This window comes from Streptomyces sp. NPDC091649, from assembly GCF_044756785.1.
Taxonomy (GTDB): Bacteria; Actinomycetota; Actinomycetes; order Streptomycetales; family Streptomycetaceae; genus Streptomyces.
The window spans coordinates 160,516-172,636 of sequence record NZ_JBIVTR010000010.1; the positions used below are offsets into that span (position 1 = coordinate 160,516).

Consider the following 12,121-nt stretch of genomic DNA (forward strand, 5'->3'; position numbering starts at 1 on the left):
CATGCGAGTCAATTTCACGGTCAACGGCCGTCAGCAGGAAGCCGACGACGTGTGGGAGGGCGAGTCCCTCCTGTACGTCCTGCGTGAGCGCATGGGCCTGCCCGGCTCCAAGAACGCCTGCGAGCAGGGCGAGTGCGGTTCCTGCACGGTCCGCCTGGACGGCGTCCCGGTCTGCGCCTGCCTGGTCGCCGCCGGTCAGGTCGAGGGCCGCGAGGTCGTCACCGTCGAGGGCCTGGCCGACTACGCCAGGCACCGCGAGGACGCCCACCCCGGCGGCGGCTGCGCCTCCGGCGCCTGCGGCACCACCCTGGACGCCGCGCGGCGTTGGCAGTCCAGGCCCACCGACGGCCGGACCGGCGAGGCCGTCGAACTGTCCCCGATCCAGCAGGCGTTCATCGACGCCGGAGCCGTCCAGTGCGGCTTCTGCACCCCGGGCCTGCTGGTCGCCGCCGACGAACTGCTGGAGAACACTCCCTCGCCGTCCGACCAGGACATCCGCGAGGCGCTCTCCGGCAACCTGTGCCGCTGCACCGGTTACGAGAAGATCCTCGACGCGGTCCGCCTCGCGGCCGCCCGTCAGGAAGAGGCGGTCCAGTCATGACGACGCCCCCGAAGGCCGCCGCCGAACCGGCCGGCACGCCCACCAAGATCACCCAGGGTTCGCCCACCAAGGGCGGCATCGGCGAGTCCACGCTCCGCCCCGACGGCACCCTCAAGGTCACCGGCGAGTTCGCGTACTCCTCCGACATGTGGCACGAGGACATGCTGTGGGGCCAGACGCTGCGCTCCACCGTCGCACACGCCGAGATCGTGTCCATCGACACCTCCGAGGCGCTGGCGACGTCCGGTGTCTACGCCGTGATGACCTACGACGACCTGCCCGCCGAGATGAAGAACTACGGCCTGGAGATCCAGGACACCCCCGTTCTCGCCCACGGCAAGGTCCGGCACCACGGTGAGCCGGTCGCCATCGTGGCCGCCGACCACCCGGAGACCGCGCGCCGCGCCGCCGCCAAGATCAGGATCGAGTACCGGGAGCTGCCGGTCGTCACCGACGAGACCTCGGCGACCGCTCCGGACGCCGTGCTCGTGCACGAGGGCCGCGACGACCACCACATCGGCCACGTCCCGCACCCCAACATCGTGCACCGTCAGCCGATCATCCGCGGCGACGCCGACGAGGCCGCGAAGCGCGCCGACGTCGTCGTCCGGGGCGAGTACACCTTCGGCATGCAGGACCAGGCGTTCCTCGGCCCCGAGTCCGGCCTGGCGGTGCCCTCCGAGGACGGCGGCGTCGAACTGTACGTCGCCACCCAGTGGCTGCACTCGGACCTCAGCCAGATCGCCCCCGTCCTCGGCCTGCCCGAGGAGAAGGTCCGCATGACGCTCTCCGGCGTCGGCGGGGCCTTCGGCGGCCGCGAGGACATCTCGATGCAGATCCACGCGTGCCTGCTGGCACTCCGCACCGGCAAGCCCGTCAAGATCGTCTACAACCGCTTCGAGTCCTTCTTCGGGCACGTCCACCGGCACCCGGCGAAGCTCTCCTACGAGCACGGCGCCACCAAGGACGGCAAGCTCACGCACATGAAGTGCCGCATCGTCCTGGACGGCGGCGCCTACGCCTCCGCCTCCCCGGCGGTCGTCGGCAACGCCTCCTCGCTCTCCGTCGGCCCGTACGCCGTCGAGGACGTCGACATCGAGGCGATCGCGCTCTACACCAACAACCCGCCCTGCGGCGCGATGCGCGGCTTCGGCGCGGTCCAGGCGTGCTTCGCCTACGAGGCGCAGATGGACAAGCTCGCCGCGAAGCTTGACATGGACCCGGTGGAGTTCCGGCAGCTCAACGCCATGGAACAGGGCACCCTGCTGCCCACCGGACAGCCCTGCGACTCGCCGGCCCCGGTCGCCGAACTGCTGCGCCGGGTCAAGTCCCGGCCGCTGCCGCCCGAGCAGGAATGGCTGTCGGCGGGCAGCGAAGGCACCTCCGTCGACATCCGGGCGCTGCCCGGCGGGCTCTCCAACACCACCCACGGCGAAGGCGTGGTACGAGGCGTCGGCTACGCGGTGGGCCTGAAGAACGTCGGCTTCTCCGAGGGCTTCGACGACTACTCCACCGCACGCGTCCGGATGGAGGTCATCAACGGCGCGCCGGTCGCCACCGTGCACACCGCGATGGCCGAGGTCGGCCAGGGCGGCGTCACCGTCCACGCCCAGATCGCCCGTACCGAACTGGGCGTCAACCAGGTCACCATCCACCCCGCCGACACGCGGGTCGGCTCCGCGGGGTCCACCTCCGCCTCCCGCCAGACGTACGTCACCGGCGGCGCGGTCAAGAACAGCTGCGAAGCCGTACGGGAGAAGGTCCTGGAGCTGGGGCGCGCCAAGTTCGGCACCTACCACCCCGCCTGGGCCACCGCCGAACTCCTCCTGGAGGGCGGCAAGGTCGTCACCGACGGCGGCGAGGTGCTGGCCGACCTCGCCGACGTCCTGGAGGACGAGGCGATCGACATCGAGCTGGAGTGGCGCCACCGGCCCACCGAGGCGTTCGACCTGCGCACCGGGCAGGGCAACGGCCACGTCCAGTACTCCTTCGCCGCCCACCGCGCGGTCGTCGAGGTCGACACCGAACTGGGCCTGGTGAAGGTCATCGAACTGGCCTGCGCCCAGGACGTCGGCAAGGCGCTCAACCCGCTCTCCGTCCTCGGCCAGATCCAGGGCGGCACCCTCCAGGGCATGGGGGTCGCCGTGATGGAGGAGATCATCGTCGACCCGAAGACCGCGAAGGTACGCAACCCGTCCTTCACGGACTACCTCCTGCCCACCATCCTCGACACGCCGGCGATCCCGGTCGATGTGCTCGAACTCGCCGACGAGAACGCCCCGTACGGGCTGCGCGGCGTCGGTGAAGCGCCCACCCTGTCGTCCACCCCGGCGGTCCTCGCGGCGATCCGGAACGCGACGGGTCTGGAGCTCGACCGGACACCGGTGCGGCCCGAGCACCTCACCAGCACCTGAGAGCCCGCCGGGCGACCCCCCACCGGCCGTCGCCCGGCGGCCTCCGAGCGGTCCCCCCCGAACCCTCCGGGCGGTGCGCAGCGCCGAGAACGTCACACCTTTTCCGCACCCCGCACCGCCCGGAGACACCAAGTACCGCACCGCTCGCGGTTCTTCGCCGTGCCGAGCGCACGGCACCGCCTCACGGACCATCCGTGCCGCCGGCACATCCGTTCTGCCTCACAGTCCGTCCCGGCCGTCCCCGGGTCGTGCAGCCGACGCAGTCATCCCAAATCCCGCATTCAGGAATCTCCAAGCGGGTGCCCCTGTGAACCTTGGGAGTCAGGCATCATGACCCAGCAGTCAGTGGAACCGAAAACCAGCCCGGAAGGCGCGGGCCCCGGCTCGCGCGTCCCCGCCGGCAGATCATGGCTCGACCGGTACTTCCACATATCCGAACGAGGATCCACCGTCGCGCGTGAGCTGCGCGGCGGCGTCACGACCTTCATGGCCATGGCGTACATCCTCCTGCTCAACCCGCTGATCCTGGGCGGGGAGGACGTCGACGGCAACCTCCTCAGCCAGCCCGGCCTGATCACCGCGACCGCCTTCGCGGCGGCCGCGACGACCCTGCTCATGGGCTTCGTCGGGAAGGTGCCCCTGGCGCTCGCCGCCGGGCTCAGCGTCTCCGGTGTGCTCGCCTCGCAGGTCGCGCCCAACATGACCTGGCCGCAGGCCATGGGCATGTGTGTGATCTACGGTGTGGTGATCTGCCTCCTGGTGGTCACCGGCCTCCGCGAGCTGATCATGAACGCGATCCCGCTCGCGCTCAAGCACGGCATCACCATGGGCATCGGGCTCTTCATCGCCCTCATCGGCCTCTACAAGGCCGGATTCGTCCACCAGGGCGTGGCGACCCCGGTCTCCCTCGGCCCGGCCGGTGAACTCGCCGGCTGGCCCGTCCTGATCTTCTGCGTGACGCTTCTGCTCATCTTCATGCTCCAGGCGCGCAACATCCCCGGCGCGATCCTGATCGGCATCGCCGTCGGCACCGTCGTCGCGATCGTCATCAACGCGATCGTCGACATCGACCCCGAAAAGTGGAGCAGCGGCCCGCCGGAGCTGGAGGGCAGCGCGGTCTCCGCCCCCGACTTCTCGCTCTTCGGGAACGTCGAGTTCGGCGGCTGGGGCGACGTCGGTGTGATGACGGTCGGCATGATCGTCTTCACTCTGGTGCTGGCCGGGTTCTTCGACGCGATGGCCACCATCATCGGCGTCGGCACCGAGGCCAAGCTCGCCGACGACAAGGGCCGCATGCCGGGCCTGTCCAAGGCGCTGTTCATCGACGGCGCCGGCGGCGTCATCGGGGGTGTCGCCTCGGGCTCCGGCCAGACGGTCTTCGTGGAGTCGGCCACCGGCGTGGGCGAAGGGGCCCGGACCGGGCTCGCCTCCGCCGTCACCGGCCTCTTCTTCGCCGCCTGCCTCTTCTTCACTCCGCTCACCGCGATCGTGCCGACCGAGGTGGCCTCCGCCGCCCTCGTCGTCATCGGCGCGATGATGATGCAGAACGCCCGGCACGTGGACTGGGGCGACCGCTCGGTCGCCATCCCGGTCTTCCTGACCGTGGTCCTGATGCCCTTCACGTACACCATCACCACCGGTGTGGCCGCGGGCGTCATCGCGTACAGCGCCATCAAGCTCGCCCAGGGCCGGGCCCGCGAGGTCGGGGCCTTCATGTGGGGACTGACGGTGATCTTCATCGTCTTCTTCGCCCTCAACCCGATCGAGAGCTGGCTGGGCGTCCACTGACCCCCGAGCCCCCTTCACACCCGAGGAGACACGCCATGCTGGACATCGCCGAAGAACTGCACCGGTGGGTCTCGCGGGGGCGCGAGTTCGCCGTCGCCACCGTGGTGGCGGTCGGCGGCAGCGCGCCCCGGCAGCCGGGCGCCGCCCTGGCGGTCGACCGCGACGGCACGGCCATCGGGTCGGTGTCCGGCGGATGTGTGGAGGGGGCGGTCTACGAACTGTGCCGACAGGCCCTCAAGGACGGGAAGTCCGTCCGCGAGCGGTTCGGCTACAGCGACGAGGACGCCTTCGCGGTCGGCCTGACCTGCGGCGGCGTCATCGACATCCTGGTGACACCGGTACGGGCGGACGACCCCGCCCGCCCGGTGTTCGCCGCCGCGCTAGCGGCCGCCGCCGAGGGGAGGGCCGCCGCGCTGGCCCGGGTCACGGACGGGCCCGACGATTTGCTCGGACTCCCGCTCCTGGTCCGCGCCGACGGCAGCCACGAGGGCGGACTCGGCGGCCACCCGGCGCTCGACCGGACCGCCGCCGCCGAGGCCCGCGCACTGCTGGACGCGGGCCGCACCGGACCGCTCGCCATCGGCGCGGAGGGGTCCCGCTGCGGCCGGCCCGTCGAGCTGCTGGTCGAGTCCAGCGTTCCGCCGCCCCGCATGATCGTGTTCGGCGCCATCGACTTCGCCGCCGCGCTGGTCCGGGCCGGGAAGTTCCTCGGCTACCGGGTCACCGTCTGCGACGCCCGCCCGGTGTTCGCCACCGCGGCACGGTTCCCCGAGGCCGACGAGATCGTCGTCGACTGGCCCCACCGCTACCTCGCCGGGACCACGACCGACGCCCGCACGGTCCTCTGCGTCCTCACCCACGACGCCAAGTTCGACGTACCCCTGCTGGAGGCCGCCCTGCGCCTCCCGGTCGCCTACGTCGGCGCGATGGGCTCCCGCCGCACCCACCTGGAGCGCGAGGACCGGCTCCGCGAGGTCGGCCTCACCGACCGCGAACTGGCCCGGCTGCACTCGCCGATCGGCCTGGACCTCGGCGCCCGTACGCCGGAGGAGACGGCCCTGTCCATCGCCGCGGAGATCGTCGCGGTCCGGCGCGGCGGCAGCGGCGTACCGCTCACCGGCGCCCACACCCCCATCCACCACGACAGCGGCGGACACCCGCTCGCCTCGGTGGCCTGAACACGCCAGGCTCCCCCTTCCGTTCCGGTTGCGGCCTCGGACGCCGGACGGACGGCGGGCCCGGCCGGACGCGTGCGGCCGTGCGGTTGGATGTGACCATGAGCGTTCACGACGTGGCCCGCAGGCTGCCGGGCATATCCGTCCTCACCGATCTCTGCCGCTCCCTGGCGGTGCTCGACGCGATCCTGTGTCCCGAGTGGGACCACCGCTGGCACAGCTTCGACACACGGTGGTCGCCGACGGAGGCCCTGGCCTCGATGCGGGACGGGTCGGGCGGGGAGTACTCCGTGGTCTTCTCCGCCGACGGGGCGTACGCGCGCGGCTTCGACCACGAGTCGCCGATGAGCCCGTACGTGGACGGCGGCCCCTGGCCGGGGGTGCTCGACGACGTGCCCGCCGTGTTCCGCCGTTACGTGGACGAGCCGTTGTTCTCCGATGAGTCCGGCCTTCCCTTGGTCACCGCCTGTCTCTGGCGCGCGGGGGACGACGACCGCTGGCGGGCGGGCAGCATCGACTTCCCGGAGGACGGTGAGGACTCCGATGGCGCGGACTGGCTGTTCTCGCTCCTCGTCACCGGCACCCCCGAGTCGTATCGGGAGTGGGCCGAGGACTATTTCGAGACCGCCGTCGACCTCGAAGCCGTACGCCACGTCTACGCGCTGCGACCGCTCACCGACGAGGTGATCACCGCACTCAACCCCGAGCGGATTCCGAACGAACTGGCCGAGGACGTGAGGGAGATCGGGTACCCGGCCGGCCCGGGGGAGTGACGCGCGGTCAGTCCGCCTCCGGGCCGGCCGGATCGCGCCGGGCCAGCGTCTCGGCCACCGGCAGACCGGTCCGCGTCGCCACGGCCAGGCGGGCCCGGACCTCCGCACGGGTGCGCGGGCGGAAGCGCGGCTGCTTGCCGCAGCCGCACGGCTCCAGCCCCTCGTAGCGCAGGCCCGCCCCAAGGACGGCCGCCACCGCGCCCCAGGCCGCGGTGTCACGGCGCGGCGGGGGAGCGAAGTCGTGGCCCGCGCGGACGAGGGCGCGGCCGCAGTTCGGGCAGGGCTGCTCCCGGTCGCCCGCGGGGTGCCGCTTGAAGCTGACACGGCAGGGAACGCAGGCGTGGTGCAGCTTGTACCGGGTCATCGCGTAATGGCACACGGGACGACGTTACCGGGTGGGTGCACCGCCGGGGCCCCGGGCCACTCCTCGGAGGGAGCGGCCCGGAGCCCGTGCTCAGCGGGCGTACCGCGTTCAGCGTCCCGCCTGCAGGGCGCCCCACGTGGCCGGGCCGACCATGCCGTCGACCGAGAGCTTGCGGCCGGTCTGGTAGCTGCGCACCGCCGTCTCCGTGGCGGGGCCGAAGCTGCCGTCCACGCTCACCGTGGTTCCCAGTGCGGCCGTCAGGGCCCGCTGGAGCCGCTTCACCGCGTCGCCCGAAGCACCCCGCTCCAGGGCCGGGGTGGCGCCCGCGGACAGCAGGGCCGTCCAGGTCTTCGGGCCGACCACCCCGTCGGCGACGAGCGAACGGGCCCGCTGGAAGGACTGCACCGCGCTCTGAGTGGTGGGTCCGAAGCTGCCGTCCGCCCTGCCCGCCTCGTAACCCTGTGCGTTGAGCAGGGTCTGGACGGCCTTCACCTGGGGGCCGGTGGAGCCGGACCGCTGGGTCGTGTACGTGGGAAAGGTCAGCCCGTCGCCCCCGTTGCCCGGGTCACCGCCGACCAGTTCCATATAGCGGTTCCAGTCCCAGTGCACGCCCGGGTCGGTGTGGTCGTTGCCCGGCACTTCGCTGTGGCCGACGATGTGCGCCCGGTCCTTCGGGATGCCGAACTTCGCGCTGAGGTGGGAGGTCAGCGCGGCGGACGAGCGGTACATCGTGTCGGTGAACCAGGCCGGGTTGTCGACCCACCCCTCGTGCTCGATCCCGACGGACGAGGCGTTGGCGCTGCGCGCGTGCCACGCCGTGTCCTTGTCCCGGACCGTCTGGGTGACCTCGCCGTCCGATGAGCGGATCACGTAGTGGGCGCTGACCTGGGAGGCCGGGTTCTGGAACCAGCTGATGGAGCCGGCGTACGAGCCCTGGGTGACGTGCAGGACCACCTTGTCGACGGCGGCGGTGCGGCCGGTGGCGAAGTTGGCGGAGCTGGCCGGCACCCAGCGCGCCGAGGGGTAGTCCGTGCTCTGCGCGTAGACGTCGGACGCCGCCGCGCCCTTCTCCGGGTCGACCGGCCGGGAGGGCACGAGCACTTCCTCGCCGCCGGACACCGTCGCGGCCACGCCCTCGGCGAGGAACGTGTAGACCGCGTCCGCGTAGAGCGCGGCGGCGGGCCCGTCCGCGGCGCTGTAGCGGGCCACCGCGGGATACCAGGAGTCCACGTCGCGGCGCTCGGAGGCGTCCAGGCCCAGCGCGTCGGCGTGGTCGCGCAGGACGGCCGCGCCGCCGAGGATGTTGGCGGTCGTGTCCCGGCGCAGCCGGGCCGTGCTCTCGCCGGTCAGCTCGGACGCCTTCTCCAGGGAGCGGTTGACCGGGTTGCTCGCCAGGTGCATCACGCCGTAGCCGTTCGCCTGGCTGGGTGTGCCCGCGTGGCCGTCGAGACGTGTCTCGCCGTAGCCGACGGCGGCCAGCAGATCGCGTGGCACGCCGTACTCGTGGGCCGCCTCGGCGAAGGCGCGGTTCATCGGGTCGGTCGCGTCCGCTCGCGGGGCGGCGGTCGCCGGGTGCCCGGTCGCGAGGAGGGCCGTGGCGGTGAGGGCCGCCACGGCACAGGCGCGGGCCCGGTTCCGGGCGGCGGTGCGTAGGGGCATGGGGGCTCCTGCTCTGTGGGGAGAACGTGATGGACGGGGTGGGTGAGCCCGTGAAGGGGCCGCACGGACGAGGCGCGGCACTTCGCGGGCGCACTGCGCGGCGAAGAGAGAGAAGCCCTCGGGCCCGGGGTGGGCCGGAGGGGCGCCGGAACACGGCCAGGCTATCTACATGATCAGTGCATGACAACGAGTGATGTGGTGGATCCGGCTGGCAACTTCCTGCAAACGCACGCGCGTTGAAGACTCTGCTGGGCCTGTCGGGTGACGTCGAGCGTCACCCGACAGGGGAGACGGTGCCGGTTGACGCCGGTTCGGCCGCTACCAGCGGTCGCGGTGGACGACGTCCGCGACCGGACGCCGCCGGACGGGGCCGAAACGGCCCGCGGGCCATCCCACCGGAACCGCGGCGAACGTCGCCATCTCCTGGGGGATGCCCAGCTCCCGCTTCCACTCCTGCTCCAGCATCAGATGCCAGATGGTGATGTTCGCCGCCAGCCCCAGCCCCCGGGCCGCGAGCAGCAGGTTCTGCACCCCCGGATAGACGCAGGAGCCCTCGGCCAGCGCCTGGAAGCGCGTCTGTGTCGTCATCATGTGCTCCGTTCCCGCCGGACCGAGCGCCCGCGCCGAGGCGGCGAGGCCCTCCTCGTCCAGGCGCGGCTCGGGGAACCGGTAGCACGGCACGATCAGCACCGGGGTCTCGGCGAAGTGGTCGCGCTGGTGCTCGATCGCCGCCACCATCCGGCGGTACGCCGCCTCGTCCATGCCCGCCGGGGCGTGCTTCCCGGTCGTCGCCAGATACGCGTCCACGCACCGCTTCCACAGCGGGGCGAGCCGCGCCATCACCTCGCGGTCGGTCACCACCACGTACTCGTAGCACTGCATGTTGCCGCCGCTGGGCCCCCAGACGGCGGCCTGGATCAGCTGCTCGACCATCTCGTCCGGCACCGGATCCGGCTTGAGGCGGCGCATCGCCCGCATGGTGGACATGGTGTCGAAGAGAGCGGGGCCGCCGAGGGCGGACGGGTCGGGCCGAACCGTTTCCATGGTCATGATCACGGAGTTTACGGTCCGGACCGGCGCACCATAAGGGCTCCGGCCGGCCTTGCCACGGCGACCTGGCTCCGCCGTTCACCCCGCCTTCGCCCGGCCGTCGCCTCAGCGCCGCGTCAGCCGGACGACCGGGATGTCCCGCTCGGTACCCGCCTGGTACTGCCCGTAGCGCGGGAACAGCTCCACCAGCCCCGGCCAGACCCGCGCCTTCTCCTCGGCCGGGAGTGTCGTCGCGAGGGCCCCGAACCGTTCGGTGTTCACCCTGAGTTCGACCTCCGGATTCTCCAGAAGGTTCAGGTACCACAGCGGCGGCCGGTCCGAGCCGCCGTTGGACGCCACGATCAGATAGTCCTCGCCGTCCCGCCCGTACATCAGCACCGTGCGCCGCACCGTCCCGCTGCGCCGCCCCACGTAGTCCATCAGCAGACAGGGCACACCGAGCTGCGTCGTGCCCTTCGTGCCCCCGGAGGACTCGTAGAGCTCGGCCTGCCGGGCGACCCAGTCGGCGGGGCTCAGCGCGACCTCCGCATTGCCGTCCCGCTCCACCGTCATCGGTTTCTCCCTCAGTCGTGCCGCCCCGTACGGGCTGCGCCTCCATCCTGGCATCCCTCCGTACCGCCCCTCGGATTCGTACACCTGGACGGCACTCCCACCGCACGGGGGAACGCGGGCCGGGAACCCGCCCGCGAAGGCGTATAAAGGGTTTTTCCGGAGCAGCCGGCGTCCCCCGATGGCCCCTCCCCTCACCTCCCTCACGCGGCCGGCGTCACCGCGTCACCGATCCCAGGAGCGCCAATGAGCACTTCGGAAGAGATCAGCGCCCTGCTGGTAGCGAAGTTCGGAACCGACCCCGGGGCCATCCGGCCCGAGGTTCCCCTGCACCGGCTGCGGCTGGACTCCCTCGCCCTGGAGGAGCTGCGGCTGCTCATCGAGGACCGGCTGGACGTGGACCTGGAGGACGTGGCGCTCACCTCGCGCGACACCGTCGGCCGTCTCGTCGAGGCCGTGCACGGGAAGGTCGCCGCGTGAGCGCGGCCGCCGGCCGGCCCTACCGTCGGGCAGCGCTGCCCCCGTTCGCCGCCGCCGTCACCGGCGTCGGCCTGGTCACCGCGGCCGGCACGGGCGCCGACGCGACCTGGCGCGGTGTCACCGAGGGCCTCCTGCCGTCCGTCGGCCACCGGCCCGAACTGGACGGCCTGCCCTGCGACTTCTTCTACTCCGTCACCGACTGCGACCCGGGGGCCGTCCTCGGGGTGGCCCTCCAGCGACTGATGGACCGGTTCGCCCAGCTCGCCGTCATCGCCGCCCGCGAGGCCGTCGCCGACGCCGGGCTCGACCCGTCCGTCTGGGACACCGGCCGCGTCGGCGTCGTCATCGGCTCCGCCCACGGCGGACTGCCGTTCTACGACGAGCAGCACGCCGCCCTCGCCGGGCGCGGCCCCCGCCGGGTCTCCCCGAAGCTCGCCCCGCTCAGCGTCGTCAACGGCGCGGCCAGCAGCGTCAGCCTGGACCTCGGCGTCCACGGACCCAGCCAGGCCGTCTCCACCGCCTGCTCCTCCGGCACCGTCGCCGTCGGCACCGCCCACCAGATGCTCCGCTCCGGGGCCTGCGACATCGTCATCGCGGGCGGAGCGGAGTCCACCTGCACCCGCCTCCTGATCGCCAGCGCCTGCAGCCTCAAGGCCGTCTCCACCCGCCGCGAGGACCCGACGGCCGCCTGCCGCCCCTTCGACACCCACCGCGACGGCTTCGTCGTCGGCGAGGGCGCCGGACTGATCGTCCTGGAACACCCGGACCACGCACGCGCCCGGGGCGCCGCCGTCCGCGCCCACGTGAGCGGCTACGGGGCCTCCAGCGACGCCCACTCCGCCGTCGCCCCGGACCCGGACGGCCTCGGCATCGAACGCGCCCTGCGCACCGCGCTCGCCGACGCGGGCGTCTCCCCGGCCGGCGTCGGGCACGTCAACGCGCACGGCACCTCGACGCTCTCCAACGACCTGATCGAGGCGACGATGCTCCGCCGCGTCCTCGGCGAGGGCCCCGCGGTGACCTCCACCAAGGCGATGACCGGCCACACGCTCGGCGCGGCGGGCGGCATCGAGACCGCGCTCACCGTGCTCGCCCTCCAGCACCAACTGGTCCCGCCCACCGTCAATCTGGACGCCCCCGACCCGCACATCCCGGTCGACGTGGTGGCCAAGGAAGCCCGCGGCGCCTCCTTCGACTGCGCCGTCAAGACCTCGCTCGGCTTCGGCGGCCACAACGCGGCACTCGTCCTCACCAGGGCCTGAGCGGAA

General features: G+C 72.3%; 11 protein-coding genes. 7 read left to right on the top strand and 4 right to left on the bottom strand.

Going from position 1 to position 12,121, the window contains the following annotated elements:
- The first annotated feature begins 1 nt into the window (after nucleotide 1).
- The 5 genes from ACIQMU_RS18915 (at nucleotide 2) to ACIQMU_RS18935 (ending at nucleotide 6,751) form a co-directional block, all read left to right on the top strand.
- Nucleotides 2-601, top strand: coding sequence for a (2Fe-2S)-binding protein (locus ACIQMU_RS18915; protein WP_352240691.1), 600 nt, complete (start codon nucleotides 2-4; stop codon nucleotides 599-601).
- Nucleotides 598-3,015, top strand: a complete 2,418-nt coding sequence (pucD, locus tag ACIQMU_RS18920) for a xanthine dehydrogenase subunit D (RefSeq protein ID WP_352240692.1) — start codon at nucleotides 598-600, stop codon at nucleotides 3,013-3,015. Before ACIQMU_RS18915 ends, pucD begins: the two co-directional genes overlap by 4 nt.
- Nucleotides 3,016-3,345: 330 nt before the next feature.
- Nucleotides 3,346-4,803, top strand: a complete 1,458-nt coding sequence (locus ACIQMU_RS18925) for an NCS2 family permease (protein WP_352240693.1) — start codon at nucleotides 3,346-3,348, stop codon at nucleotides 4,801-4,803.
- A gap of 35 nt (nucleotides 4,804-4,838) precedes the next feature.
- Nucleotides 4,839-5,981, top strand: a complete 1,143-nt coding sequence (locus ACIQMU_RS18930; RefSeq protein WP_352240694.1) for an XdhC/CoxI family protein — start codon at nucleotides 4,839-4,841, stop codon at nucleotides 5,979-5,981.
- 98 nt (nucleotides 5,982-6,079) lie between these two features.
- The gene (locus ACIQMU_RS18935) at nucleotides 6,080-6,751 is read left to right on the top strand and encodes a hypothetical protein (RefSeq protein WP_402689254.1); all 672 of its coding nucleotides are present in this window, start codon (nucleotides 6,080-6,082) and stop codon (nucleotides 6,749-6,751) included.
- A 7-nt stretch (nucleotides 6,752-6,758) separates the two neighbouring features.
- Here ACIQMU_RS18935 and ACIQMU_RS18940 read toward each other — a convergent pair whose 3' ends face one another.
- The 4 genes from ACIQMU_RS18940 to ACIQMU_RS18955 all read right to left on the bottom strand — a co-directional run bounded on the left by ACIQMU_RS18940 (nucleotide 6,759) and on the right by ACIQMU_RS18955 (nucleotide 10,376).
- Nucleotides 6,759-7,130 (bottom strand): hypothetical protein, encoded by a 372-nt coding sequence (locus tag ACIQMU_RS18940; protein ID WP_352240696.1) that lies wholly within the window; start codon nucleotides 7,128-7,130, stop codon nucleotides 6,759-6,761.
- 93 nt (nucleotides 7,131-7,223) lie between these two features.
- Nucleotides 7,224-8,774: a peptidoglycan-binding protein gene (locus ACIQMU_RS18945; protein ID WP_402689255.1), complete on the bottom strand. Its 1,551-nt coding sequence runs from the start codon at nucleotides 8,772-8,774 to the stop codon at nucleotides 7,224-7,226.
- A gap of 318 nt (nucleotides 8,775-9,092) precedes the next feature.
- On the bottom strand, nucleotides 9,093-9,824 hold the full coding sequence (locus tag ACIQMU_RS18950) for a nitroreductase family protein (RefSeq protein WP_352240698.1): 732 nt from the start codon (nucleotides 9,822-9,824) through the stop codon (nucleotides 9,093-9,095).
- Nucleotides 9,825-9,929: 105 nt separating this feature from the next.
- The gene (locus ACIQMU_RS18955) at nucleotides 9,930-10,376 is read right to left on the bottom strand and encodes a nitroreductase family deazaflavin-dependent oxidoreductase (RefSeq protein ID WP_352240699.1); all 447 of its coding nucleotides are present in this window, start codon (nucleotides 10,374-10,376) and stop codon (nucleotides 9,930-9,932) included.
- A gap of 243 nt (nucleotides 10,377-10,619) precedes the next feature.
- Here ACIQMU_RS18955 and ACIQMU_RS18960 point away from each other — a divergent pair, with 243 nt between their 5' ends.
- Both ACIQMU_RS18960 and ACIQMU_RS18965 read left to right on the top strand, forming a co-directional pair.
- Entirely contained in the window at nucleotides 10,620-10,853 is a 234-nt protein-coding gene (locus ACIQMU_RS18960) for an acyl carrier protein (protein WP_352240700.1), read from the top strand.
- Nucleotides 10,850-12,115 (top strand): beta-ketoacyl-[acyl-carrier-protein] synthase family protein, encoded by a 1,266-nt coding sequence (locus ACIQMU_RS18965; protein WP_352240701.1) that lies wholly within the window; start codon nucleotides 10,850-10,852, stop codon nucleotides 12,113-12,115. The genes ACIQMU_RS18960 and ACIQMU_RS18965 overlap by 4 nt, the downstream gene beginning before the upstream one ends.
- The last annotated feature ends 6 nt before the right edge of the window (nucleotides 12,116-12,121 follow it).